This window comes from Streptomyces corallincola (genome assembly GCF_019104725.1).
Taxonomy (GTDB): domain Bacteria; phylum Actinomycetota; class Actinomycetes; order Streptomycetales; family Streptomycetaceae; genus Streptomyces; species Streptomyces corallincola.
Map to the genome: position 1 here is coordinate 25,302 of NZ_JAHRXF010000011.1, position 24,980 is coordinate 50,281.

Annotated in this window: 20 protein-coding genes; 13 read left to right on the plus strand and 7 right to left on the minus strand. The window is 74.2% G+C overall.

All coding sequences use genetic code 11. The features are described from left to right. Window positions 1-3: 3 nt before the first annotated feature. Together KUM39_RS10330 and KUM39_RS10335 are read right to left on the minus strand one after the other, a co-directional pair. Window positions 4-1,971 (minus strand): NHL repeat-containing protein, encoded by a 1,968-nt coding sequence (locus KUM39_RS10330; RefSeq protein WP_217785178.1) that lies wholly within the window; start codon window positions 1,969-1,971, stop codon window positions 4-6. A 273-nt stretch (window positions 1,972-2,244) separates the two neighbouring features. Beyond that, on the minus strand, window positions 2,245-3,057 hold the full coding sequence (locus KUM39_RS10335; RefSeq protein WP_217785179.1) for a DUF4232 domain-containing protein: 813 nt from the start codon (window positions 3,055-3,057) through the stop codon (window positions 2,245-2,247). Window positions 3,058-3,257: 200 nt separating this feature from the next. Here KUM39_RS10335 and KUM39_RS10340 point away from each other — a divergent pair, with 200 nt between their 5' ends. Further along, entirely contained in the window at window positions 3,258-4,613 is a 1,356-nt protein-coding gene (locus tag KUM39_RS10340) for a helix-turn-helix domain-containing protein (RefSeq protein ID WP_217785267.1), read from the plus strand. Window positions 4,614-4,743: 130 nt separating this feature from the next. On the opposite strand, the gene KUM39_RS10345 is transcribed toward KUM39_RS10340, so the two are convergent. Further along, complete coding sequence (locus KUM39_RS10345) at window positions 4,744-6,261, minus strand: S1C family serine protease (protein ID WP_217785180.1); 1,518 nt, start codon at window positions 6,259-6,261, stop codon at window positions 4,744-4,746. 338 nt (window positions 6,262-6,599) lie between these two features. Here KUM39_RS10345 and KUM39_RS10350 point away from each other — a divergent pair, with 338 nt between their 5' ends. From KUM39_RS10350 to KUM39_RS10360, 3 genes are all read left to right on the plus strand, one after another. Beyond that, window positions 6,600-7,412, plus strand: a complete 813-nt coding sequence (locus KUM39_RS10350) for a glycerophosphodiester phosphodiesterase (RefSeq protein ID WP_217785181.1) — start codon at window positions 6,600-6,602, stop codon at window positions 7,410-7,412. A 263-nt stretch (window positions 7,413-7,675) separates the two neighbouring features. Next, the gene (locus KUM39_RS10355; RefSeq protein ID WP_217785182.1) at window positions 7,676-8,314 is read left to right on the plus strand and encodes an ATP-binding protein; all 639 of its coding nucleotides are present in this window, start codon (window positions 7,676-7,678) and stop codon (window positions 8,312-8,314) included. A 239-nt stretch (window positions 8,315-8,553) separates the two neighbouring features. Beyond that, window positions 8,554-9,543: a DUF5926 family protein gene (locus tag KUM39_RS10360; RefSeq protein ID WP_217785183.1), complete on the plus strand. Its 990-nt coding sequence runs from the start codon at window positions 8,554-8,556 to the stop codon at window positions 9,541-9,543. A gap of 264 nt (window positions 9,544-9,807) precedes the next feature. On the opposite strand, the gene KUM39_RS10365 is transcribed toward KUM39_RS10360, so the two are convergent. Continuing rightward, window positions 9,808-10,635: a hypothetical protein gene (locus KUM39_RS10365; RefSeq protein ID WP_372455735.1), complete on the minus strand. Its 828-nt coding sequence runs from the start codon at window positions 10,633-10,635 to the stop codon at window positions 9,808-9,810. Between the two features lie 55 nt (window positions 10,636-10,690). Next, entirely contained in the window at window positions 10,691-11,353 is a 663-nt protein-coding gene (locus KUM39_RS10370) for a bifunctional DNA primase/polymerase (protein WP_217785184.1), read from the minus strand. Between the two features lie 536 nt (window positions 11,354-11,889). Here KUM39_RS10370 and KUM39_RS10375 point away from each other — a divergent pair. The 4 genes from KUM39_RS10375 to KUM39_RS10390 all read left to right on the plus strand — a co-directional run bounded on the left by KUM39_RS10375 (window position 11,890) and on the right by KUM39_RS10390 (window position 18,193). Beyond that, the gene (locus tag KUM39_RS10375) at window positions 11,890-13,470 is read left to right on the plus strand and encodes a PP2C family protein-serine/threonine phosphatase (protein WP_217785269.1); all 1,581 of its coding nucleotides are present in this window, start codon (window positions 11,890-11,892) and stop codon (window positions 13,468-13,470) included. Between the two features lie 266 nt (window positions 13,471-13,736). Then, the gene (locus tag KUM39_RS10380; RefSeq protein ID WP_217785185.1) at window positions 13,737-15,197 is read left to right on the plus strand and encodes an aminopeptidase P family protein; all 1,461 of its coding nucleotides are present in this window, start codon (window positions 13,737-13,739) and stop codon (window positions 15,195-15,197) included. A gap of 189 nt (window positions 15,198-15,386) precedes the next feature. Further along, window positions 15,387-16,751: a MocR-like pyridoxine biosynthesis transcription factor PdxR gene (gene pdxR, locus KUM39_RS10385; protein WP_217785186.1), complete on the plus strand. Its 1,365-nt coding sequence runs from the start codon at window positions 15,387-15,389 to the stop codon at window positions 16,749-16,751. A 173-nt stretch (window positions 16,752-16,924) separates the two neighbouring features. Continuing rightward, window positions 16,925-18,193 carry an MFS transporter gene (locus KUM39_RS10390; RefSeq protein ID WP_217785187.1) on the plus strand — a complete coding sequence of 423 codons (1,269 nt, stop codon included), beginning with the start codon at window positions 16,925-16,927 and terminating at the stop codon, window positions 18,191-18,193. Between the two features lie 162 nt (window positions 18,194-18,355). Here the strand turns inward: KUM39_RS10390 and KUM39_RS10395 are convergent, their stop codons facing one another. Both KUM39_RS10395 and KUM39_RS10400 read right to left on the minus strand, forming a co-directional pair. After that, entirely contained in the window at window positions 18,356-18,934 is a 579-nt protein-coding gene (locus tag KUM39_RS10395; RefSeq protein WP_217785188.1) for a GNAT family N-acetyltransferase, read from the minus strand. A 187-nt stretch (window positions 18,935-19,121) separates the two neighbouring features. Next, window positions 19,122-19,562, minus strand: coding sequence for an ATP-binding protein (locus KUM39_RS10400; protein WP_217785189.1), 441 nt, complete (start codon window positions 19,560-19,562; stop codon window positions 19,122-19,124). 368 nt (window positions 19,563-19,930) lie between these two features. Here KUM39_RS10400 and KUM39_RS10405 point away from each other — a divergent pair, with 368 nt between their 5' ends. From KUM39_RS10405 to KUM39_RS10425, 5 genes are all read left to right on the plus strand, one after another. Next, window positions 19,931-20,821, plus strand: coding sequence for a hypothetical protein (locus tag KUM39_RS10405; RefSeq protein WP_217785190.1), 891 nt, complete (start codon window positions 19,931-19,933; stop codon window positions 20,819-20,821). 163 nt (window positions 20,822-20,984) lie between these two features. Further along, window positions 20,985-21,740, plus strand: coding sequence for a YcnI family copper-binding membrane protein (locus tag KUM39_RS10410; protein ID WP_217785191.1), 756 nt, complete (start codon window positions 20,985-20,987; stop codon window positions 21,738-21,740). A gap of 89 nt (window positions 21,741-21,829) precedes the next feature. Then, window positions 21,830-22,486 (plus strand): SCO family protein, encoded by a 657-nt coding sequence (locus KUM39_RS10415; protein ID WP_217785192.1) that lies wholly within the window; start codon window positions 21,830-21,832, stop codon window positions 22,484-22,486. Continuing rightward, complete coding sequence (locus tag KUM39_RS10420) at window positions 22,483-22,968, plus strand: copper chaperone PCu(A)C (RefSeq protein WP_217785193.1); 486 nt, start codon at window positions 22,483-22,485, stop codon at window positions 22,966-22,968. The genes KUM39_RS10415 and KUM39_RS10420 overlap by 4 nt, the downstream gene beginning before the upstream one ends. Window positions 22,969-22,981: 13 nt before the next feature. Next, a complete protein-coding gene (locus KUM39_RS10425; protein WP_217785194.1) occupies window positions 22,982-24,979 on the plus strand; it encodes a copper resistance CopC/CopD family protein in 1,998 nt (665 codons plus the stop codon). Window position 24,980 lies beyond the last annotated feature (1 nt).

A 24,980-nucleotide genomic window follows, 5' to 3' on the forward strand; every position in this document is an offset into this window, starting at 1 on the left:
GCGTCAGTTGGTGAAGTACACGTACTTCCAGGCGCCGTGCGTCGTGGAGTTGACGTTGTCGCCCGAGGTGACGTTGTAGTACGAGGAGCGCATGCGGGCGCGGATGCCGGACTCGCCGGGGGCTTCGAGGCGGACGGCGGAGCGGCCGTCGCTGCCGAGGGCGAAGTACTCGGAGCCGGAGTCGTACCAGGAGCCCTGGTAATAGACCTGGAGGTCGAAGCTCTGCCGGCGGCCCTTGTAGTAGGTCATGGTGGTGGTGAAGACCGGGTCGGTCTTCTTGTGGAAGTAGTAGTACGTGGTGGAGCCGATGCGGCCGGTCTTGTAGTGCTTGGACACCGCGGTCGTGATCTTGACCTGGGCGTAGGCGGTGACCTGGACGGTGCGGGGCGCGTTCTGCGCGTCGCCGGAGAAGACCGCGATGACGGCCGTGTCGCGGGTCATGTCCACCGCCGCCGAGACGTCGCCGTGCGAGTTGACCTTGGCGGACTTCAGCAGCTTCTTCGGCTTGTCGCCGCCGTAGGGGTCCGCGTAGAGCGCGACGGTGCGGTTCTTGTACGTCGAGCCGAGGTGCGCGGTGAAGGTGACGCGCTTGCCATACGTGTACAGCTTGCCGTTGTTGTTCAGGGACAGCGTCGTCGCCCTGCGGGACACGTCCACCGCGTCGGAGCCGGAGGCGGCGGTGTGCCCGGCGTCGCCCGCGTAGGCGACCTTGTACGTGACCTTGCCGCCGGACGGCGGGGTGTCGGTGAAGGAGAAGGTGCCGTCCGCCTTGGTGCGTACGGCGGGCAGCGCCTTGCCGGACGGGGCGCCGATGTCCGTGCGCGTGACGGTGAGGGCGGAGCCCGCGGGCGGCACGGTCTTCGACGTCAGGCGCCCGGTGACCGTGAGCTTCTTGGCGCGGTCCGCCTTCGCGGGCGCCGACACCGTGAGCCTGGGCAGCTCCTTGGCCGGGTCGGTCAGGGCGCGCAGGGTGTACGTGTTCGAGGTGTTGACGGAGACGGCGAAGACCCGGCTCTCGTCCGGCGCCCAGGCCAGCGCCCCGTCCACCAGAGTGTCGGCGCCGCTGCTGTTGCCGGTGTTGGGGAAGTCGTACTCCCGCGTCGGCGTGGTGTCGCCCCGCTTGTAGATGTGGACGTCCGGTTCGTACCAGGAGAAGCTGCCGCCCGCCACGGTGCCGTCGGGGGCGACCCGTACGGCGTTGGGGTAGGCGTCGATGGGGTAGCCGGTGAGCGGGTGCAGGTCGGTGGCCGAGTAGGCGCCGATGCCGTAGCCCTGGCCGGTGGAGCCCCAGGAGGTCAGGACCTCGGTGCCGTCGGGCGTCAGGTCGATCTGCCGGGCGGAGGTGTCCATGTCGCCCTGGGCGCGCAGCGTGGCGCCGTCCGCCGACACGTCGTACACGGCCAGTTGGCCGCCGTTCCCGGCCGCCAGGACGCCGGGCACGGCCGGGTCGGCGGCGAGGGAGGTGGTGGCGCCGGAGAAGTCCACGTCACCGCGCTGGGAGAAGTGGACGACGGGCTCGGGGCCGGAGAGGTCGAGCGAGCCGAAGTCGCTGCCGTGGGCGAACCAGACGCGGCCGTCCACCACTTCGAGGTCGCCGGGAGCCGCGCCCACCGGGTAGGCGCCGGTCTGCCGGTACGTGGCGGTGTCCACGGAGATGATGCGGTCGCCGCCCGTGACGGCCGCGTAGACCGTGCCGGAGTCGGCGGACAGGGCGAGGCCGTTCACGCCGGGGAGGCCGGTCAGGGTCGCCTTGACGGTGCCGGAGTAGTCGGTGACGACGACCTTGCCGCTGGTCGGGTCGGAGACGTAGACCCGCTGGTGGCCGCCGTCCACGACGAGGTCGCCGACCGACTTCACCGGGAGGATCTTCGCGGCGTCCGCCGCGGCGGGCCCGGAGGCCGCCGCCACCAGGGCCGCTGAACTGAGGACGACCGCGAGCGCCGTCGCGGTCGAGATGCTGCGCCTGCGCACAGTGATGTGAACCCCCACAGGAATGGCCCGGCCGCACGCCGGGCCGCGATGAGACGAGAGAGCCGGTCGTGGTCCCCCCTCACACCACTCACGGGTGTGCGGACACGGCCGGGGGTGCAGCGTATGGCATGGCGGGGACAAAGACGCACGGGATATCGGGGGGCCGGGGGTGCGTGGACGGGCAGACGGAGAGCGGCCCCCACCCGGTGCCGGGTGGGGGCCGTGCCCCTTCGGAGGCTCGCGTGCCGGACGGGCACAACGGGCCTCCCCGCCTCACCAGTTGATGGCGTCGTCCATCGACTGCTGCCAGTACGTCACCTTCAGCGAGTCGTCCACGTGGACGCCCGCCGCCGGGAGGGAGGGGTGGGCGGGGGTGCCGGTGCTGCCGGAGAGGGAGCGGCCCTGGAAGTAGACGGTGAGGGACGTGGCGGTGCGGCCGTGGGCGGCGCTGCCGTCGGCGGCGGAGAGGAGGACGGCGGCGTAGCCGGACTCGCCGGGCTGGAGGGTGACGACCGCCTGGGGCTTGGAGTCGCCGATGACCGGGGGGACGGCCTGGTCGGCGCCGAAGCGGACGGCCGGGTAGCCGTAGAGGTAACAGGTCCGGGAGCCGGTGTTGGTGACGGTGAGGAGCAGGTGGTTCAGGGGGCGGGCGAGCGGGGACGCGGTCGTCTTCGTGACGGAGCCCTCGCAGGTGACCGGCGTGGCCGTACCGGAGCCGGAACCGGCGCTCGTGCCCGAACCCGTGCCCGTACTGGCTCCCTTGGACGCCGCGGTCGTCCCCGTCGTTCCCGCCGACCGGCCCGCCCGGTGCGCCGAGGTCTGTGCCGCCGGGTGCGAACCGCCCGTGGTGGAACCGGCGTCCGTGGAAGAGGCGGACCCCGACGACGGGGCCTGCGACGCGGAGTCGGTCCCGGTCCCGGTGGAACGGGACGTGTCCGTGGCGTGCGCCGAGGCGCCCTCGTCGCGCACACCGTTGTCGGTGCCGCACGCGGTCAGCGACAGGGCGGCGATGGCGGCGCCCGCCACGGCACCGGCGAGACGGATGCGGGAGGTACGGACGGTGCGGGAGGTGCGGAGGCTGGACATGCGGGTGGGCCCCTTCGGTGGTCGGGTGGGGGTGGTGCTTGGATGACCGAAGCCTGCGAGGCGATCCGTCCCGGCCGCAACGCGCCACGGCGGATCAGGGACGCTGGAACACTGAAACGCACGCTGACCAGGGCAGATGCCCTTCGCCTGGAACGCGGTCCCGGAACGCCGGGGGATGGAGGGAACGGGTGGCTGCGGCGATGGAGGCCGACGGGACGGAACCGTTCGCGGAACTGCTGCGGGAACTGAAGGACCGTTCGGGACTGAGCTACGGCGTACTCGCCAAGCGGCTCCACCTGAGCACGTCCACCCTGCACCGCTACTGCAACGGCAGCGCGGTGCCCGTCGATTACGCCCCCGTCGAACGCCTCGCCAGACTCTGCCGGGCCACCCCGGAGGAACTCGTCGAGCTGCACCGCCGGTGGATCGTCGCGGACGCGGCGCGGGGGAAACGGGGCCAGCAGCAGGGGGGCGCGGGGGCAGCGGCGCCCACGGCCACGGCGCCCGGGGAAGCTACGGCGACCGTGGAGCCTGTACCGCCGGTCGCGCCGAAAGCGCCGAACGCGACAACTGCTGCCGTCGGTAGAGACGTTGAGGCAGGGGCGACCCCCACACCCCGGCACCCCCGTGCCCGGCACCCCCGTCCCCGTCGCCGGACCGCGCTGCTCTCCGGGACGGCGGTCGCCGTCGTGCTGGGTGTCGTCGCGCTCGCGGTCGGGCGGCCGTGGGAGGGGGGCGCGGGTGCGGCGGGTGCTCCGGGTGCGGACGGCACGGCGCGGACGGCGATCGCCGGGCGGCCCGTGGCCGGTGCGTCGGCGGGCGAACGGCAGGACAGGCCGTCGCCCTCCGACTCCGCGAGCCGCTCGGCGCCGCCCTCGCACACGGCCGGGACCGGGGCCCCGAAGCACGCGCCGCGGGCCCCGGGCCGGGCACCGGACACCGTCCCGCTCGCCGTCGCCACCCGCCCGTACGTCTACGAACAGCCGTGCAGCCAGCACTTCCTGGTGAACCAGGAGCCCGCGCAGGTCGGTCCCCCGGCGAGCGAGCAGGACGCGCCGCGCTGGGCCGCCGCGTACGGGGCGGTGTCCTCGGGCGAGCAGCGGGTGGCGCTCACCGTGCAGGGCACCGGCGAGGACACCGTCGTGCTGGAGGCGCTGCACGTCCGCGTCCTCGGCAGGAGCGCGCCGCTCGCGTGGAACGACTACGCGATGGGCGTCGGCTGCGGCGGAGGCGTCGGCACCAAGTCCTTCGACATCGCCCTGGACTCCGGCAGCCCCACGGTCACCGTCAAGAACGGCCAGCGCGACTTCCCCTACAAGGTCAGCGAGTCCGACCCCGAGGTCTTCTACATCGACGCCCACACCACCGCCCACGACGTCCGCTGGGACCTCTCCCTCGACTGGTCCAGCGGCACCCGCCACGGCACGGTCCACCTCGACAACGCGGGCACCCCGTTCCGCACCAGCGCGGACGTGGGGCGTCCGGGGTACGACTATCCGCTGGGCGGGTCGGAGTGGACCGCGCGGGAGGAGCAGCCGGAGGGGCAGTACCCGTAGGGACTCCGGCGCACCCCTACGGGCCGTGTCCCACGGGGGCCGCGCTCCCCTGCGGGTGCCCCTCACGTGCCACAGGGGTGCTTCCCGGTCGGCGGGAAGCACCCCTGTGGCACGGCACGGAGACCACGGGTCAGCTGTCGCCGACGCGGGAGCCGAGGGTCAGGTCGGCGGTGTGGTTCTGGCCGCCGCGTTCGTAGGTGAGGGTGACCTTGTCGCCGGGCTTGTGGGTCCAGATCTCGCCGATGAGGGTGGGGCCGCTGTCGATGACGTGGTCGTCGAGCTTGGTGATGACGTCGCCGGGCTTCAGACCGGCCGCGGCGGCCGGGCCGCCGGATTCGACGGCCGAGGCACCCGCCGCGCCCTGGTCGGTGATCTTGGCGCCGCCGGTGGAGTCCTCCAGGGAGACGGAGGCGCCGATCTTGGCGTAGACGGGCTTGCCGGTCTTGATGAGCTGCTGGGCGACGTACTTGGCCTGGTTGATGGGGATGGCGAAGCCGAGGCCGATGGAGCCGGACTGACCGGCGCCGAGGCCGCCGCTGCTGGAGGACTGGATCGCGGAGTTGATGCCGATCACCGCGCCCGAGGCGTCCAGCAGCGGGCCGCCGGAGTTGCCGGGGTTGATGGACGCGTCGGTCTGGAGGGCGCTCATGTACGACGCCTTGCTGCTGGACTGGCCGTCGCTGGAGGCCACCGGGCGGTCCTTGGCGCTGATGATGCCGGTGGTGACCGTGTTGGACAGGCCGAAGGGGGCGCCGATGGCGATCGTCTCGTCCCCGACGGCCACCCTGTCGGAGTTGCCCAGGGTGAGCGGCTTGAGGTCGTTCGGCGCGTTCTTCAGCTTGATCACGGCGACGTCGTAGCCCTGCGCGTGGCCGACGACCTCCGCGTCGTACTTCTTGCCGTCCGGGAAGGTGGCCGTCAGCTTGCCGCCGTCCACCGCGTCCGCGACGACGTGGTTGTTGGTGACGATGTGGCCCTGGGTGTCGAAGACGAACCCGGTGCCGGTGCCGCCCTCGCCGTTGGTGCTCTCGGCCTGGATGGTCACCGTGCTCGGCAGCGCCCGCGAAGCCACGCCCGCGATGGTGCCGGGCGCGCGCTTGACCTGGGAGGCGCCGTTGTCGGAGGCGGAGACGGTGGTGGAGCCGCCGTTGTCGTTGTCCCTGGCCAGGGTGTAGCCGAGGCCGCCGCCCAGGCCGCCCGCGACCAGCGCGGCCACCAGGACCGCCGCGACCAGCCCGCCCCTGCCGCGCTGCTTCGGCGCCTGCGGCTGCTGGTACGAGCCCCAGCCGCCGCCGGAACCGCCGCCCCAGCCGCCGCCCGCGGCGCCGGAGTCGCCGCCGTACGCGCCGCCCGCGTAGGAGGGCGTGGCGGGCGGCGGGGGCGGCCAGGCGCCCTCACCCGCGTACGGCTGCTGCGCGGTCCCGCCGCCGTACGGCTGCTGCCCGCCCTCGGTGCCGTACGGCTGCTGGACCGCCGTCGGGTGGTCCTGCTCCGGCGTGCCGGGGGCGTCCTGGGGGACCGGCGGCTGCTGGGCCGTCGGCGCGTTCCCCTCGGGCGCGGGGCCCTGCGGGGACGTGGGAGAGGCCACCGGCACGGGAGGTGCGGACGGGGCCGGGGGTACCGGGTTGCCCTCGTTCTCGGTGCTCACAGCTCTACTCCTCGTTCCACGGCGGTTCTACTGGGTCGCACACTCGGTCACACTCGCTCAGGTTCGCGCACGCCCGACACGACGTGCACGTGTCACCCGACAAGCATGGCCCGGTGCGATGCGGCTGTGCATGGTCCTGAGGTCCTGTTGTATGAGGTCAGCTTTTCCCACGAGCCGTCAGAGCACCATAAGCGGTCCCTGTGGGTCCAGGGTGAACCTTTATATAGGATCTTCCTCCCGAACATCACATAAGCGGCAATGCGGGTGACCCGTCCGCCGTACCCGCGGCGCACCCCCGTCGTACCGCGCCCTCCCCCGGTCGATGGCACCATGTCGCGGTGACCCACGCACCACAGCAAGCCGTCCAGGTCGTCGCCCACCGGGGCGCCTCCGAGGACGCTCCCGAGCACACCCTGGCCGCGTACAAGAAGGCGATCGAGGACGGGGCCGACGCCCTGGAGTGCGACGTACGGCTGACCGCCGACGGCCACCTCGTCTGCGTGCACGACCGCCGGGTGGACCGCACGTCCAACGGCCGGGGCGCCGTCTCCGGGCTGGAGCTGGCCAGGCTCACCACCCTGGACTTCGGCTCCTGGAAGGCCCGCGACGGCGAGGAGCCCGACTGGGTGCACCGCCCGGAGGACCCGGCGGACACCTCCGTACTGACCCTGGAACGGCTGCTGGAGCTGGTCGCGGACTCCGGGCGGCGGGTGGAGCTGGCCATCGAGACCAAGCACCCGACCCGCTGGGCCGGGCAGGTCGAGGAACGGCTGCTGGCCCTGCTGAAGCGGTTCGGGCTGGACGCGCCCGCCGCGCCCGCCGAGTCGCCGGTACGGATCATGAGCTTCTCGGCGCGCTCCCTGCACCGGGTGCGGGCCGCCGCGCCCACCCTGCCGACCGTGTACCTCACGCAGTTCGTGACGCCCCGGCTGCGGGACGGCCGCCTGCCCGCCGGGGTCGGCATCGCCGGGCCCTCCATCCGCATCGTGCGCAACCACCCCGTGCTCGTGGAACGGCTGAAGGCCGCCGGGCACCGGGTGCACGTCTGGACCGTCAACGAACCCGAGGACGTGGACCTCTGCCGCGACCTCGGCATCGAGGCGATCATCACCAACCGGCCGCGCGCGGTCCTGGACCGGCTCGGGCGCTGAGCGCCCGGCCGGTCGCCGGTGAGCCGGTGGGCCGGTCACCGGTCGGTTGGCCGGTGGCCGGTCCGCCCCGGTCGGTTGAGGTGAGTGGCCGCGGCAACCGGCAGGCCAGGAACCCGTTAAGAACGCTCTTACCTCCCTTGACCGCGCCAACCCCGGTCCCGCATGCTCCCGTTCTCGGTCATCACCGTGGATTCCGGTCATCCGGCGGCCCTGTTGGCGCCCGGAACGCTCCGGCGCACTCGCCCCGACGGGCGGTGCCGGGAGTGCGTCACCGGAACGGGATCGGCCGGTTTCCGGTACAGGCCGATGGGGCATCCACACCGTGGCGTGGGGCGAAGGAGGTCTCGGGGGTGGCGTTGGTGGTGGCACAGGAGGTGCCCGCGTCGTCGAGCATGGCCGTTCCTCATGGCCCTGCGGGCGTGGGAACGGCACGGCACCGGATGCGCGCGCAACTGCGCGGCGGCGGTGTGGCGGAATCCGTCATCGACGACGCCGTACTGATCCTTTCCGAACTTCTGAGCAACGCCTGCAAGCACGGGCGTCCGCTGCTCGGGGCCCCGGCCGGGCACGGCAGCGTACGGGCGGCCTGGCGGGTGGACGAGCGGGGGCGGCTCATCGTGGAGGTCACGGACGGCGGCGGCCCGACCCGCCCGGCCGCGGCCACCCCCTCCCTCACCGCCCACGGCGGCCGTGGGCTGGGCATCGTCACCGCCCTCGCCGACGACTGGGGCGTACGCGACGGCGTCCGGGGCGAGGTGACCGTCTGGGTCGTGGTGGACGAGGACGTGCACGATCCCGACGCCGGGTGCCGTCGCGGCGGTTTCGCTACGCGCGTCACCCCCGCTGTGACCTCGCTGGTACCGGAGGCGGAGCTGCTGGACGCGTTCGACGAGTCGGGATGAGCCGGGGGTGAGTGCGGGGCGACTGCGGGGCGGCCCGTGTCCGCCCCGCGACGGGCGTACGTTCCGACGCGCGCCCCCCCGTTGTCGGCGGACCCGGCGCGGACAGCCCCCGTTGTCCACAGCCCCGTTGTCCACAGGCACGTCCCGTAGCGCCCCGTTGTCCACAGGTCACCGTCGCTTCCGGTGCGAACGGCTAGGCTCCGCCCGTACGAGACCAGCCGCTCACGGGAGACCTCACGATGGCCAAGAAGCGACCCCAGACGAAGGCAAGGCGCCCGCAGACCACGGGACACGCCCCCGCCGCAGGCGCTGAGGGCGACGTCCCGGTGGTCGGGGCCCGCGAGCAGTGCCCGTGCGGCAGCGGGCGGCGGTACAAGGCGTGTCACGGGCGGGCGGCGGCGCACGCGGTGACCGAGCTGGTGCAGCGGCCGTTCGAAGGGCTGCCGGGCGAGTGCGACTGGGTGGCGCTGCGGGAGCTGGTGCCCGCGGCCACGGTGACGCTGACGCTGAAGGAGGGGCTGCCCGAGGGCGTCCCCTCGGTGGAGCTGGCGACGGTGCTGCCGATGGCGTGGCCCGCGCTCCGCCGTGACGACGGCACCGTGCTGCTCGGTCTGCAGAACGACACCCCCTCCGGCGACATCAGCCGCGACCTGGCCGACACCCTGAAGCGGGCGCTCGCCGCCGAGCCCGGCACCCCGGTCGAGGGCCGCCGCGCCCCCGCCGACACGCCCCGGCTGCAGGACCTGCTGGACGCCGACGCCCCCTTCGAGCCGGTCGTGCACGACGGGTTCGAGTTCTGGGTGCCGGACGCGGAGAACGCCACCCCGGACGTCACCGCGTCCCTGGAGCGGGCCAACGCCGCCGCGATCCCCACCGTCAAGCTGGCCGGTGTGGAGTCCGCGTACTGGTGCGAGACCCCGGAGAAGAACCACCTGCGCTGGGTCATGCCGCACGCGGAGGAGCGGCTGCTGGACGCGCTCGCCCGGCTGCACGCGGCCGGTACCTCGGGGCTGGGCGAGGGCACCCGGCTGGTCGGCTCGTTCCGCGCGCACGGGCTGACCGTGCCGGTGTGGGACCTGCCGAGCGGGGTCTCGGCGGACGACGTGGAGAAGCCGGCGGCCGAGTTCGCCGAGCGGCTCTCCGCCGCGCTGGCCGTGACCGGGCCACTGACCCCGGAGGAGCGCCGGGCGCGCGGCGGGCTCACCAACCGTCAGGTCACCCTGAGCTGACCGGGCGTCACCCGGCCGGTGCGGAACGGGTGACTCCCGTCACAACTCCCCGTGTTCGCACAGGAATCCACACCGGATCGGCGCGAGCGGAATTTGCGAACCGCCGATCTCTTGTTACGGTTCGAGTAGCCCGGTTGCTGGTGCATCCCCCGTCGCCAGCAACCGGGCCTTCTCATGCCCGGAAACGGCGCCGGATGACGGCATCCCGTGGCGGACCGTCAACTTCCGCCCCCCGCACCGTATTTCCACCCCCTGGGTGTCTCCCTAGTCGCTCCCCGACCGCAGCAGCAGGCGCCCGCCGTCCGCGCGGGAGGTGGCGAACTCCGTGACGGCCGAGTAGTCGGTGGGTGCGCCGCCGGTGTGGCCGCGAGGGGTCTCGCAGGTGGCGGGTTCGTCGTCGGCGTCGGTGGCGCAGTGGATCTGGACCGTACGGCCGCCCGGTGCCAGCAGGCTCAGTACCGCGTCGATGTCCTTGCCGGTGGTGTTGCGGTAGTAGGCGCGCGCCCAGGTGTCCTCGCCCTGGGTCAGGACGCAGGTCTGCGCCTCGACGCCGTCGGGGGAGGTGAGTTCGGGGCCGCAGCGGGCGGCGGTGGCCGACCCGATGCCGAGCAGCAGCGGTGAGTGGCGGGGGGTCGGGACGGCGGCGGGCATCTTGTCGTCGCCCCGGAGCGAGGTGCCGCCGGACACCGGGAGAGCGGCGCCGCCCGGAACGTAGAGCGAGGCGTCGGAGGCCGAACCCTCTTTCGGGGGGCGCCCGTTGGCCACTTCTCCGTTGATGGGACCGCCCTCCGGGAGGGCACCCCCGGCCCCGGAGCCCACGGAGCCCGCCGAGCCCGCCGGAGCGGCACCCGGTGCTCCCCCGGCCACCTGTTCCGCCGTACGGGAGTGGCCCGCTCCGCCCACCTGCCCCGCCGACGCCACCGCCAGCGGCAGGACGACCGCCGCCACCGCCCCGCAGGCGAGGGCGAGCAGCCGACGGCGCCGGGAGTCCCGTCCGGCCCGGTGCGACGGCGCCTCGGCGCCCGCCCGGCGGGCCGCCGGTCCACCTCGGTGCGACGGCCGCAGGCCGTGTCTCCCTGAATCGCGCAGCATGAGCGGAACATAACGACCGCGGGCGGGGTTGCGACCCCGCCCGCGCCCGACACCCCTACAACTCGGGCGCGCTCACACCCGTACGAGTGAGGGCGTCCACCACGGCGTCCACCACCGCCTCCACGCCGGGCACCCAGGGCGCGGCCGAACCGGGCAGCGGGCCGCGCTCCCAGCGCACCCCGCCCCGGCCGGTCTCGGACGGCGGCAGCGCCAGATAGCCGCCCTCGCCGTGGAAGCGGAGCGAGCCGGGCACGAAGTCCTTGGCGTACAGGAGTTCGCCGAGCTGCTCCATCGAGTACGGCTGGACCAGCAGCGCCCAGCGGTCCTGGGCGGCGACCACCGGGCCGAGCCGCATGCCGCGCTTGTCGAGCAGGGCGAGCGCGCGGGACGCGGCGAGCGCCGGGAGACTGACCGCGCAGGGCGCCCGGCCGCCGGTGGCCAGCAGGATCGGCGCCGAGGGCCGGTTCGTCCACCACCAGCGCACCATGCGCGGGTCGGTGGTCGCGGCCAGCAGGCCGGGTTCGAAGGGGTGGGCGCCGGGCACCGCGCACTCCGGGTCGGGGCAGGCGCAGCGGGCGCGCCCCGACGGGTCGGGGGCCACACCCGGCAGCACCGGCCACCGCCATTCCGCGAAGGTGAGAGCCGCGCCGATCTGCTCAGGACGCCCGTCGTCACGCCGGGACAGGAGCCTGCGTCGCTTTCCGGGGATCTCGCGCATGAGCGCTCGTTCCTTTCCGTTGCACCGCTGGCAACACCGAGGACCACATCACATGTGTCGATCACTGCACTGTGCGTACCTATTGGCGCATCACACCCCCGCCGTCGGGCGGGGAGAACCCCTCTGGGCCGAGCACGGCCGCCGTCCGTGGCGCGGCGTCCGGAAACGGCACGTCCCGGACGCAGCGTGTGCGCCGGGATCACCGGAACACACGGAAGCGCGGGTGGGGCTCGGGGTGGCGAAGTCTGGCGTTTTGCCGTCGCACGTGGAACTGTCCGCCTCCGCCACGGGAGGATGGGGCTCGGCCGTCGTTGGTGGGACGCCCGGGTCCGTCGCCAGGTTCCGGGTGTTTCCGACCACCCCTGGCCTTCTCCGAGTACGTACCCCTCACGACCGTAGTGACGCTCCGTGGAGCAGGGCCAGTCGAACGCAATGAACCGATACCCGAGGCAGTTTTCAGCCAACTTGGCAGTAGGGCAAGGGTTTCGAGGAAAACCCTCGTCAGTCACATGGACACCAGGAATCCCGGCAGGACAATGCTGGACATCCCCTCACGAGTGCGTGTACATGTGGAGACACTGCTGGCGGCGCGGAATCACATGGGGGTTTGCAATGCTGGTGAGCCATTCGCACCGGCCCGGAAGCCGGATGCCATGAACGCCCCGCACGCTCCGAAAGTGGCCGGAATCGATGCCACGGTTCCCACGCCCGCCCACACTGCCGCGCCCGCCGCAGCCGCCCCGGACGCCACCCGGGCCCCCGGCGTGTCCGGCGGCACGGACGCCGCGGGCACCCCGGCCGGAACCCCGGCCCACACCGCGGACGACGGCGTTCCCGCGGTTCCCGCCCCCGGCACGCTGCTCCAGGACCGGCTGGCCGGATGGGTCTCCGACCTCACCACGCTGCACGAACTGACCGAGCGGATGTCCCGTACGGACGCGCTGGAGCCCGCGCTGCGCGAGCTGCTGCGCGCCGGGTCGGCCCTGGCCGGTGCCGGGCGCGGCCTGGTCGTGCTCGACCCCGCCGACGGGGACGGCCCGCGCACCACCGTCGCCCTCGGGCTCGGCCGCGCCGATCTCGGCCACATCGAGACCCTGCCGCCCGGCGACTCCCCGTACGGCCCGCTGCTCGACACCGGCGCGGACGCCGAGGCGGTCCACGCCGACCTGCTCGCCGAGGAGGGCCTCGACCCCCGGCACCGCGAGGTCGCCGCCCGGCTCGGCTACGCGGCGAGCTACGCCACCGCGCTCGACACCGGCTCCGCCGGGCGGCTCGGCGGCGCGGTCTGGCTGTACGACGAGCCCGCCGAGCCCGACCGGCACCGCAGACATCTGATCGGGCTGTACGTCCGGCACGCGGCCGAGCACCTGGCCCGGCTGGTCGAGGTCGAGCGGACCCGCGCGGGCCTGGCCGCCATGACCGAGGACCTGCTGCCGTCCCGGCTGCCGCGGGTGCCCGGTGTGCGGCTCGCCGCCCGGCACCGCACCGGGCCGCGCGGCGGCGGCGACTGGTACGACGCGCTGCCGCTGCCCGACGCCGCCCTCGGCCTGTCCGTCGGCTCGGTCGCCGGTTCCGGGCCCGGCGCGGTCGCGGCGATGGGCCGGATGCGGGCCTCGCTGCGGGCGTACGCGGTGATGGAGGGCGAGGACCCGGTCGCCGTCCTCTCCGACCTGGAACTCCTGCTCCGGCTGACCGAGCCCGCCTGCTCGGCCACCGCGCTGTTCGCGTACTGCGAGCCCGCGCTGCGCCGGATCGCCCTGGCCGGGGCCGGGCACAGCCCGCCGCTGATCGTCGGGGACCGGCGCACCGAGTTCGCCGAGACCTCCGTCTCCGCGCCGCTGAACATGCTGGCCTGCTGGGAGGCGCCGAGCACCGAGTTCCAGATGGAGCCCGGCGAGACGCTGGTGCTCTACACCGACGGCCTGCTGCGCCGTACCGGTGACCCCACCGACCGGGCCTTCGCCCGGCTGCACGCCGCCGCCGCGGGCGTCCCGCGTGCCCACCGGCACGACCCCGGCGCCGTCGCCGACCACATCCTGCGCACGGTCCTCCCGGACGGCGCGGACACCGCGGGGAGCGACGAGGACGTGGTGATCCTGGCCGCACGGTTCGAGTAGGACGCGGCGCGCGGAACGGGCGGCGGGCGGGCCCGTCCGCCCCGACTCCCGCTTCCGGACGGCGCGTTGGTGTGCCGTCCGGGAACGTCCGGCGCCGTGCGCTCCCCCTCCCCGCGCCCCTGCCGCGCCCCCCTCGGTGCCCCCTGCTCCCGCCCTCCCCCGGCGCCCGGTCCGTACGACCGTACGATGAGGGACGCGTCCCCCCGCACGGCCCGGCCGACCGGCGCGGGCCGGGGGAGACCCGAGCCGTACCGAGGAGGAGCACGTTGTCCGACGCACTCGAACCGGAGACCCCGGAAGCTGAGGCCGAGGCGCCCGTCAAGCAGCGCAAGAACGGGCTCTATCCGGGCCTGTCCGACGAGCTGGCCGAGAACATGACGACCGGCTGGGCCGACACCGAGCTGCGCGGCCTGGAGCCGGTGACGCAGGCCGCCGAGACCGCGCGCCGCCGCGCCGCGCTCTCCGCGCGCTTCCCCGGCGAGCGGCTGGTGATCCCCTCGGGGAACCTGAAGGTCCGCTCGAACGACACGGACTACCCGTTCCGCGCGTCCGTCGATTACGCGTACCTCACCGGCAACCAGACCGAGGACGGCGTCCTCGTGCTGGAGCCCGGCGCGGACGGGCACCGGGCGACGCTGCACCTGCTGCCCCGCTCCAACCGCGCCGACGGCGAGTTCTGGCTGTCCGGCCAGGGTGAGCTGTGGGTCGGCCGCCGCCACTCCCTCACCGAGTCCGAGGTGCTCTACGGCATCCCGGCCGCCGATGTGCGCGAGCTGGCCGGGACGCTGCGCGAGGCCACCGGCCCGGTGCGCGTGCTGCGCGGGTACGACGCGGCCGTCGAGGCGGCGCTGACCGACAAGGTCACCGCCGAGCGCGACGAGGAACTGCGCGTCTTCCTCTCCGAGATGCGCCTCGTCAAGGACGATTTCGAGATCGGCGAGCTGCAGAAGGCGTGCGACGCGACCGTGCGCGGCTTCGAGGACGTCGTCCGGGTGCTCGACCGGGCCGAGGCCACCAGCGAGCGCTACATCGAGGGCACGTTCTTCCTGCGCGCCCGCGTCGAGGGCAACGACGTCGGCTACGGCACGATCGCCGCCTCCGGGCCGCACGCCTGCACCCTGCACTGGGTGCGCAACGACGGCCCGGTCCGCTCCGGCGACCTGCTCCTGCTGGACGCGGGCGTGGAGACGACCACGCTGTACACCGCCGACGTCACCCGCACCCTGCCCGTGAACGGCACGTACACCGAGGTGCAGAAGCGGGTCTACGACGCGGTGTACGAGGCGCAGGAGGCCGGGATCGCGGCCGTCCGCCCCGGTGCGAAGTACCGCGACTTCCACCAGGCCGCGCAGCGCGTGCTCACCGAGAAGCTGGTCGCGTGGGGGCTCGTCGAGGGCCCGGTCGAGCGGGTCATGGAGCTGGGCCTCCAGCGCCGCTGGACCCTGCACGGCACCGGTCACATGCTCGGCATGGACGTCCACGACTGCGCCGCCGCGCGCACCGAGACGTACGTGGAGGGCACCCTGGAGCCCGGCATGGTCCTCACCGTCGAGCCCGGTCTGTACTTCCAGCCGGACGACCTGACGGTGCCCGAGGAGTACCGGGGCATCGGCGTCCGGATCGAGGACGACATCCTCGTCACCGAGGACGGCAACCGGAACCTCAGCGCCGCGCTGCCGCGCCGCTCGGACGAGGTCGAGGCGTGGATGGCGGCCCTCACGGGCTGACCCCCGCGACACCCTCGTACCGCCGAGGCACCGTCGAGGCACCGTCGAGGCACCGCCCGAGAAGGCCGGGTACCCCGCGTACCCGGCCTTCTCCGTGCCCGGTGGCACGTGATCCCCGATGTGCCGGTGGGGCGCCCCGTGCGCGTGATAGGTCATGTGCGGGTGGTTTTCCGTCACTGTGGGGGGATCGTGGACGACTTCTGGGCCGGTATCGGCGTGGATCTGCATCTGGAGACCGACGCGGCGGCGGGGCGGCGCAGTGGTCTGGAGTCGGCGCTCCGGGACGCCGTACGGGACGGGCGCCTCGCGCCGGGCACCCGGCTGCCCGCCACCCGGCGGCTCGCCACCGACCTCGGGGTCTCGCGCGGCACCGCCAAGGGCGCCTACGACCAGCTGGTCGCCGAGGGCTACTTCGTCGCCCGACAGGGCTCGGGCACGCGGGTCGCGGCGCTGCCCGCCGCGCAGGCCGGTCCGTCGCCGACGCACACGGGCGGTCCGGCCCCGCGCCACGACCTGCGGCCGGGCAGCCCCGACGTCGGCGCCTTCCCGGCCGCCGCCTGGCTGCGGGCGCTGCGCCGCGCGGTCGCGGAGGCGCCCTCCCTCACGTACGACTACGGCGATCCGCGCGGCCGGATCGAGCTGCGCACCGCGCTCTCCGGCTATCTGGGCCGGGCGCGCGGGGTGCTCGCGCCGCCGGAACGGATCGTGATCACCTCCGGGTACGTCCAGGGGCTGGCGCTGCTGACCCGCGTGCTGGAGGGCGAGCCGGTGGGGATGGAGGACCCCGGCCTGCCGTTCCACCGCGATGTGGTGCGGCACAGCGGGGGCACCGTGGTGCCGGTGCCGGTGGACGAGCGCGGGTTGCGGCCCGCCGCGCTGGGGCAGGCGGGGGCGGTGGTGGTCACCCCGGCGCACCAGTACCCGACCGGGGTCACCCTGCGCCCCGAGCGGCGGCGCGCGCTCACCGACTGGGCGCGGGCCTGCCGGGGGCTGATCATCGAGGACGACTACGACGGCGAGTTCCGCTACGACCGCCAGCCCGTCGGCGCCCTCCAGGGCATGGCCCCGGACCATGTGGCGTACCTCGGCACCGCCTCCAAGACGCTCGGTCCCGCGCTGCGGCTCGGCTGGATGGTGCTGCCGCCGCACCTGGTGGGCGCGGTGGCCGACGCCAAGCTGCACAGCGACCACCACACCGAGACGCTGGGGCAGCTCGCGCTCGCCGAACTGATCGACAGCCACGCCTACGACCGGCACGTCCGCGCCTGCCGACTGCGCTACCGGCGGCGCCGCGACGCACTCGTGGACCGGCTCGGCGCCCGCTGGAAGGTGCGCGGCATCGCGGCCGGGCTGCACGCGCTGATCGACGTGGACGAGGAGGCCCCGCTCCTGGAGCGCGCCGAGGCGGCGGGCCTGGCCGTCGGCCACCTCGGCGGCCACTGGCACGGCCCGGCGGAGGACCGCCCGCAGGGCCTGGTCGTGGGGTACGGGACCCCTCGGGAGCGGGCGTATCCGGCGGCGCTGGAGGCACTGGCGGGGGTGCTGGAGGGGTGAGGCGGGGGTTGGCGCGGGACGGGGTGGTGCGACGCGGGGGTCAGCGCGGGGCGCGGCGGGACGCGGGGTGTGAGGCGGGTGTGCTTCTGCGGGCCGCTAGTGCGAAGTGGACCACGGAAACAGTCGGCGATTGGGTCTGATCTCCGTTCCGTCCGCGCCGTAGCGTCCTCGGCATGGCCCTTCGTCCACACCGTCTCCTCGCCTCGGCGCAGTTCGCCGGGTCGGTCGGGGACGGTGCCTTCTACGTCACCTCGGCGCTGTACTTCACGCGGGTCGTCGGGCTGCCGACGGAGCGGGTGGGGCTGGGGCTGACGCTCGCGTGGGGTGTGGGGTCGCTGGTCGGGGTGCCGTTGGGGCGGCTCGCGGACCGGCGGGGGCCGCGCGGGACGGCGGTGGGGCTGGCGTGCGCCACCGCCGTGGCGGTCGGGACGTTCCTGCTGGTCAGGGGCTTCCCGCTGTTCGTGTTCGCCGCCTGCGCGTACGCCACGGCGCAGTCGGGACTGTCGGCCGCGCGGCAGGCGCTGCTCGCCGGGCTGGTCCCGGCCGGGGAGCGTACGGGGGTGCTCGCGCGGGTGCAGTCCACGCTGAACGCGGGGCTCGCGGTGGGCGCCGCGCTGGGCGGTCTGGCGCTCGCGGCCGGTACGGCGGGGGCGTACCGGTCGGTCCTGGCGCTGGACGCGGCCTGCTTCGCGGGCTGCGCGCTGCTCCTGCTCCGGCTGCCGACCGTCACGGGGGGCGGTACGGCGGCCGACGGCACGGGGCCGGGGGGCGCGGGGCCGGGGGCCGCGGGGCCGGGCGGGCGGCGTCTCGCGGTGCTGGGGGACCGGCCGTACGCGCTGGTGGCGCTGGTCAACGCGGTACTGCTGCTGCGGCTGCCGCTGCTCAGCCTGGCACTGCCGCTGTGGATCACGCAGCGCACCGGGGCGCCGCCCGCGCTGGCGTCGGGGCTGTTCGTGCTGAACACGGTCGGGGTGACGCTGTTCCAGGTGCGGGCGGCGTCCTCGGTGACGGGCACGGACAGCGCGCTGCGGGTGCTGCGCCGGGCGGGGCTGCTGATGCTGGCGTCCTGCGCGGTGTTCGCGCTGTCGGCGGGACGGTCCGCGTGGCCGGCGGCGCTGCTGCTGTGCGCCGGTGCGGTGCTCCAGGTGGTGGCGGAGACCTGGCAGTCGGCGGGCTCCTGGCAGCTCTCCTTCGGGCTGGCCCCGGCCGACCGGATCGGTGAGTACCAGGGCTTCTTCGGCACCGGGGTGGCCGTCGCCCGCACGCTGGGCCCGCTGCTGGTCACCTGGCTGCTGCTCGGCCGGGGGACGCTCGGGTGGCTCCTGCTGGGCGCGGTGCTGGCGGGCGCGTCGTACGCGATGGGCCCGGTCGCGCGCCGGGCGGTCCGGCACCGGCCGGTGACCGCCGCCGGGGCACCGGAACCGGGGGAGGCCGCCCTGTAGGCCTGACGGGGCCCGCCGCGCGCCGCCGCCACGGGGGCGGCCGTTGCGGGGGCGGCCGTTGCGGGGCGGCAGCCCGGGGCCGCTTCTCGCCGGGGCCGGGCCGGGGGCGTTCGCGGAATCCGGCCAACTTCCGGCGGGCGGGCTCCGCTTGGCCGTGAGGGCTCAGAGTTGGGGGTCGTGGTCGTGCAGCACCCGCTGGAACAGCTTGCAGTCGCGCCAGGCGCCGTCGATGTGGAGGTAACGGGGGGCCAGGCCGATGGGTTCGAAGCCGGACTTCACCAGGACGCGCTGGGAGGCGGTGTTGCCGATGAGGGTGGCCGCCTCGACGCGGTGCAGGCCGAGGGAGTCGCGGGCGATCCCGCAGACCGCTTCGACGGCGGCACCGGCGAGCCCCCGGTTGATCCGGTCGGCGGCGACCCAGTAGCCGAGGTAGGAACTGAGGAACGGGCCCCGCGCCACCCCGGTCAGGTTGATCACCCCGGCGATACGGCCGTCCGGCGCCTCGAACACCCAGGGGAACGCGCTGCCCTCGGCGCGCTGGCGCAGCAGGCCCGCGATGCGCAGCGCCTGTCCGCCGGGGGTGAAGTAGGACTCGGGGCGGACCGGCTCCCAGGGCTTCAGATGGGCCCGGTTGGCGGTGTTCGCGGCGGCGAGCGCCTCGGCGTCCTCCGTGACGAGGGGGCGCATGAGCACACCGTCGGGGAGGTCGCGGCGGTGCTGTCCTGACAGGTCGGCGGGCATGGGCGGCACCCTAACGCGCCCCTTCTCCGGCGCCGTCCCCGCGCCCGCCTCTCCGCTGCCGCCCCTCTGCAGCGCCCGCCTCTCCACTGCCGCCCCTCTGCAGCGCCCTACTCTCCGCTGCCGCCCCTCTCCCGCACAGCCCCGCCTCGCGTGCCGCCTCTCTCCCGCCCCGCCTCGCGGGACCCGCTCACGCCGACAGCGGGGACGGGTCCCGTGTCCACTTCAGCAGCTTGTCGAAGCTCACCACCGTGCCGGACACCGGCTCCCCCGGCCCGATGCGCACATGGTCGGTCAGTTCCCGGATCAGGTGCAGGCCGCGCCCGTGCTCCGCGTCGGGGCGGGGGGTGCGGACCTGCTGGGTGAGGGTGATGCCGGGGCCCGTGTCGGACACCTCGATCCGGCACTTCTCGCCGTCGAGGTAGGCGGTGACCCGGTACCCCTCGGGACGGCCGCCGGGGTCGCCGCCGTGCTCGACGGCGTTGGCACACGCCTCACTGAGCGCGATCGAGAGGTCGTAGGAGATGTCGGGGTCCACGCCCGCCGTCTCCATCGTGCCGATCAGCAGACGGCGGGCCAGCGGAACGCTCGCGGGCTCGCGGCGCAGATGGAGTGACCACCAGATGCTCATGTGCTCCCGCCTCCCGGCCGCGGATCGACATACCGATACGTATTGCCGCCCGTACCCGGACGTAAGCACTCCGCCGACGTGACCGAGCCCATAGAGCGATCCCATGTCGGACAAAGTGGCACAAAAAGGCTCCAGTTGGGACGGATGACGATCTTCCAGTTGGCGCCCGTCCACTGTTGGGCCGCCTCCAGTCCCCCGCCTGTCCGCCGCGCGTCCGATGCCGGGCCGCCTCCGGGTCCGGCCCGGTCCCCAACTCCGGCCCCCCGCTGGGCACTCGGCGCGCCCCCGTGCGCGCCGGTGCGCGCGTGGCGGGATTTCCGCGACCTGCCGTATGGGGCGGGTAAGGCCAGTGCGATGATGAGCCCGCCATGACTGCCCCCCACGCGCGCACGGTGCGTCCCGGAGCCGGACTCCGGCTCCTGCGGGCCGCGGTGTTCGCCGCGGTCTGCGTCGTGCTGGCCGCCGCGGGGCACGCCCTGGCCGCCTGTGCGCCGGTCCCGCTGTGGACGCTCGGCGCGGGCTTCGTAGCCGCGCTGCTGGTGGTCGTCCCGCTCGCCGGACGGCAGCGCTCGCTGCCGGGCATCGCCGCGCTGCTCGCCTTCGGACAGGTCGCGCTGCACACGCTGTTCGGGCTGGCGGGCGGACACGGCGCCGCCGCCACGGCCGCTGCCGGCGGGTCCGCCGGGTTCGGCTCGATGGCGGGCATGCCCGGCATGGGCCCGACGGCGGGCATGCGCGGCACCGGCACCGCCGCCGCCCTCAGCGACACCGAGCTGGTGGACCGTGCCGCCCGGCTGGTCTGCGGTGCCAACCCCGCGCTGCTGAGCCCCGGTCACGCGTACCGCCTGCTGCTCGACGCGCATCTACTCGACCCGGCCACGGCCCGCACGCCCGCGGCCGTACCCGCGCACCACGCGGTGACCGGGCCCTGGGCGCTGCTGCCGAGCCTGCCGATGCTGCTGGGCCACCTGCTCGCGGCGCTCGTCGCGGGCTGGCTGCTGCGCCGGGGCGATCTGGCGCTGCTGCGGCTGATCTCCCTGTCGGCGCACGGCATCGCGGAGGCGGCGCTCGTACGCTCCCTGCGCGCCGCCCTCGCCCTGGTGCACGCCCTGTGCGCCGGACTGCTGCCCTCGGCGGTGCACGGCGCGTGCGCGCCCCGCACCGCGCAGGACGACACGCCCGCACCCCGCACCGAGGCGCTCCAGCACACGGTGATCCGGCGCGGTCCGCCCGCCGCCGCGTTCCGCCTCGCCGCCTGACGCGACGCCACCACCCCCCGGAGCCGGTACCGGCCGGACGGGAGTGCCGCCGTCGCGCGGCCCGCGCGTGCCCGGAGAATCCGTCCCGCACCGAGCGGCACGGCCCCCGCACGCGTACTCCTGATCACCACCGGAACCCGAACGTTGAGTGGAGTACTCCGCCATGAAGGCATCCCGCATCGCCGCCTCAGGTGTCGCCGCAGGCGTCACCGTCCTCGCCCTGTCCGCCCCCGCGTTCGCGCACGTCACCGTGCAGCCCGAGGGCGCCGCCGCCAAGGGCGGTTACGCGGTCGTGGACTTCAAGGTCCCCAACGAGCGCGACGACGCCTCGACCACCAAGGTCGAGGTGAACCTCCCGGCCGACCACCCGCTGGCCTCCGTGATGGCGCAGGCGATCCCCGGCTGGAAGGTCCAGCTCACCAAGTCCAAGCTGGCCAAGCCGCTGACGATGCACGGCGAGAAGATCGACCAGGCCGTCACCAAGGTGACCTGGACCGCCGACGGCAAGGGCATCGAGCCCGGCTACTTCCAGAAGTTCCCGCTGTCCGTGGGCGCGCTGCCCGAGGACACCGACCAGTTGGTGTTCAAGGCGCTCCAGACGTACTCCGACAAGGAGGTCGTGCGCTGGATCGAGGTGCCGGAGAAGGGCCAGGACGAGCCGGAGAACCCGGCGCCGGTGCTGACGCTCACCGCCGCGACCGACGACCACCACGGCGGGGCCGCCGCCTCCGGCGACGACGACGCCGACTCCGGCAAGGGCACCTCGGGCGCCGAGAACGCCTCCGCCACGACCGAGAAGACGGCCGCCGCCTCCGGCGACTCCGACACCACCGCCCGTGTGCTCGGCGCGGTCGGCATCGTCGTCGGCATCGCGGGCGTCGCCTTCGGTGTCCTCGCCGGACGCCGCCGGACCGCCTGACCCCGTTCCGCGCGCTCTCCGGGGGCCGTACCACCCTGGCGCACGGCCCCCGGTGCGCGCCGGATATTTCACTTCTGGGACATTTCGCTATGCGCAAGAAGACGTTCACGGCGGCGGTACTCCTCGCCGCCGCCACCCTGACCCTCTCCGCCTGCGGCGGCGGTGACGACACGAAGACCTCGGCCGTCACCACCCTCGACGGCGGCAGCAGCTCGCACGGAGCGGCCACGGTCCTCGACCAGCCGTTCGCCAAACCGGACCTGAACCTCACCGACACCCACGGGAAGGCGTACGACCTGCGGGCCGAGACCAAGGGGCATCCGACCCTGGTCTACTTCGGCTACACGCACTGCCCCGACGTGTGCCCCACCACCATGAGCAACATCGCGGTCGCCGCGAAGTCGCTGCCCAAGGCCGAACAGGACGATCTGCGGGTCGTCTTCGTCACCACCGACCCCGGCCGCGACACCCCGTCGGAACTCGGCAAGTGGCTGGGCGGCATCGACCCGAGGTTCATCGGTCTGACCGGTGACTTCCGCGCCATCCAGGCGGGCGCCCGCTCGATCGGGATCTCCGTCGATCCCACCACCAAGGACAAGAAGGGCAACCTCGTCTCGGTGCACGGCACCCAGGTGATGGCCTTCTCCCCCAAGGACGACAAGGGGTACGTCCTCCTCGGCGACAACGCCACCGTGGACGACTACACCAAGGACCTGCCCAAGCTGGTGAAGGGGGTCAACCCGTGAGCCGCGCGTCCGTACGGCGCGTCCCCGCGCGGCGCGCGCTCCCGGCCGCCGGTGCGCTGCTCGGCGCGCTCGCCCTGGCCGGGTGCTCCGGCTCCGCCGCCCCGGCGAAGGCCGAACTCTCCGTCAGCTCCTCCTACATGCCGCGGCCCGTCGCCGCCGACATGGCCGCCGGGTTCCTCACCATCACCAACCGGGGCGGCACGGCGGACCGGCTGACCTCGGTGCGCAGCGACGCCGCCGGGGACGTCACCATGCACAGCACCACCGGCGGCATGATGCGTGAGCAGACCTCGTTCGCCATCCCGGCACACGGACGGCTGGTGTTCAGAAGCGGCGGCAACCACCTGATGTTCGAGGGGCTGAAGCACCGGCCCGCCGAGGGCCAGGACGTGAAGCTGACGCTCACCTTCGCCAGGTCGGCGCCGCTCACCGTCGAGATGCCGGTGAAGTCCGCCACGTACAACCCGGCGACCGGCCACTGAGGGAGGGACCACCGTGACACCGACCATCACCCCCCGCCTGCGGACCTGGGTGCTGCTGCTGCTCGCCGTCACCGGCGCGCTGCTCGCGGGCGCCGCGCCGGCGTCCGCGCACGCCGCGCTGACCGGCAGCGACCCCGCGCAGGGGGTGGTGGTCGCCACGGCCCCGCAGCGGGTCTCGCTCACCTTCTCCGAGCAGGTCGCCATGAACGCCTCCTCGGTACGGGTCCTCGACCCCCGGGGCCGCGACGTCGTCACCGGCGCGCCGGACAACGTCGGCGGCACGACGTACGCCGTCGGCCTCAGGAGCGGTCTGGCCAAGGGCACTTACACGGTCGCCTACCAGGTCGTCTCCGCCGACAGCCACCCGGTCGCCGGGGCCTACACCTTCTCCGTCGGCGCCCCCTCGAAGACGGTGGTCTCCGGTGCCGCGCCGGACGCGGGCGGCGGCGTGATCGGCGTTCTCTACGCCTTCGGGCGGTACGTCTCCTACGCGGGGTTCACCGTGCTGGCGGGCGGTGCCGCGTTCGTCCTGGTCTGCTGGCGGCGCGGCGCGGGTGTACGGCCCGTGCAGCGGCTGGTGGTGGGCGGCTGGGTGGCGCTGACGGCGGCCACGCTCTGGCTGCTGCTCCTGCGCGGCTCGTACACCACCTCGGGGAGCGCGGCCGACGTGTTCGACCTGAACCTGCTCGGGCAGGTCCTCCAGACCAAGACGGGGGCCGCGCTGGTCTCCCGGCTGCTGCTGCTGGCCGCCGCCGCGCTGTTCGTCGCGGTGCTGTTCGGCACGTACCAGCGGCGCGAGGAGGGCGAGGAGAAGCGGGACCTGACGTTCGGTCTCGCGGTCGGCGGGTTCGTGGTGGCCGCCGGGCTCGCGGCGAGCTGGGCGATGGCCGAGCACGCCTCCACCGGACTCCAGCCGGGCATCGCCATGCCCGTGGACGTACTGCACCTGCTGGCCGTCGCCGCCTGGCTCGGCGGCCTGACCACGCTGCTCACCGCGCTGTACCGGGCACCCGCCGAGACCCCCGTGGAAGCGGCGGCCGTCCGGCGGTTCTCCCGGCTGGCGTTCGGCGCGGTCCTGGTGCTGGTCGCCACCGGCACCTACCAGTCCTGGCGCCAGCTCGGCTCCTGGTCGGCGTTCACCGACACCACGTACGGAGAACTGCTGCTGGTGAAGATCGCCCTGGTGGCGGTGCTGGTGGGGATCGCCTGGTTCTCCCGCCGCTGGGTGGCCCGGCTGACCGACCCGGCGACGGACGCGGCGGACACCGTGAGCGGGGAGACGGCGGTGCCCGCGCGGCGGTCCGGGCGGCCGGGGAAGACCGCCGTGACCACCGCCGGGAAGGCGGCGGTCTCCAAGAGGACCGAGCAGACGGAACAGACGGCGGAGAAGGAGGCGGCCGACACCGGCACCGCCGCCACCGGTGGCGGCGAACGCGCCGCCCAGCTCGCCCGGCAGCGTGCCGCCGTGGCCGCCGCCCGGCAGCGCAGGGAGCGCGACGCCGACCCGGTGCGCTCCGGGCTGCGCCGCTCGGTGCTGACCGAAGCCGGGGTGGCGGTCGTACTGCTCGCGGTGACCACCTGGCTGACGCAGACCGAGCCGGGCCGCACCGAGCAGGAGGCCAGGGCGGCGACCGGCACCTCCGTGACCGCCCCGGCGGACGGCGTCTCCGGCGCGGTGACCCTGGACATGCGGTTCGACACCGGCGGCAAGGACGGCAAGGGCCTGGTCCGCATCGACCTCGACCCGGCCCGCGTCGGCACCAACGAGATGCACGTCTACGTCCAGCGCCCCGACGGCCGCCCCTACGACGTCCCCGAGGTGAAGGTCGCCTTCACCCTGGCGGCGAAGAAGATCGGCCCGCTGCCGGTCACCCCGGAGCACATCGTCACCGGACACTGGTCGGCGGACAAGGTGCAGATCCCGATCGCCGGCGACTGGCAGGTGGCCGTCAGCATCCGCACCTCCGACATCGACCAGACGACCGTCTCCAAGAACGCGCAGATCGGCTGAC

Excerpts from the sequence above, each read along its gene's own strand:
- KUM39_RS10360 (WP_217785183.1), top strand. The coding sequence starts at position 8,554 with ATGGCCAAGAAGCGACCCCAGACGAAGGCAAGGCGCCCGCAGACCACG.
- KUM39_RS10390 (WP_217785187.1), top strand. The coding sequence starts at position 16,925 with ATGGCCCTTCGTCCACACCGTCTCCTCGCCTCGGCGCAGTTCGCCGGG.
- KUM39_RS10365 (WP_372455735.1), bottom strand. The coding sequence starts at position 10,635 with ATGCTGCGCGATTCAGGGAGACACGGCCTGCGGCCGTCGCACCGAGGT.
- KUM39_RS10375 (WP_217785269.1), top strand. The coding sequence starts at position 11,890 with ATGCTGGACATCCCCTCACGAGTGCGTGTACATGTGGAGACACTGCTG.
- KUM39_RS10400 (WP_217785189.1), bottom strand. The coding sequence starts at position 19,562 with ATGAGCATCTGGTGGTCACTCCATCTGCGCCGCGAGCCCGCGAGCGTT.
- KUM39_RS10340 (WP_217785267.1), top strand. The coding sequence starts at position 3,258 with ATGGAGGCCGACGGGACGGAACCGTTCGCGGAACTGCTGCGGGAACTG.
- KUM39_RS10395 (WP_217785188.1), bottom strand. The coding sequence starts at position 18,934 with ATGCCCGCCGACCTGTCAGGACAGCACCGCCGCGACCTCCCCGACGGT.
- KUM39_RS10415 (WP_217785192.1), top strand. The coding sequence starts at position 21,830 with ATGCGCAAGAAGACGTTCACGGCGGCGGTACTCCTCGCCGCCGCCACC.
- KUM39_RS10405 (WP_217785190.1), top strand. The coding sequence starts at position 19,931 with ATGACTGCCCCCCACGCGCGCACGGTGCGTCCCGGAGCCGGACTCCGG.
- KUM39_RS10370 (WP_217785184.1), bottom strand. The coding sequence starts at position 11,353 with ATGCGCGAGATCCCCGGAAAGCGACGCAGGCTCCTGTCCCGGCGTGAC.
- KUM39_RS10410 (WP_217785191.1), top strand. The coding sequence starts at position 20,985 with ATGAAGGCATCCCGCATCGCCGCCTCAGGTGTCGCCGCAGGCGTCACC.
- KUM39_RS10335 (WP_217785179.1), bottom strand. The coding sequence starts at position 3,057 with ATGTCCAGCCTCCGCACCTCCCGCACCGTCCGTACCTCCCGCATCCGT.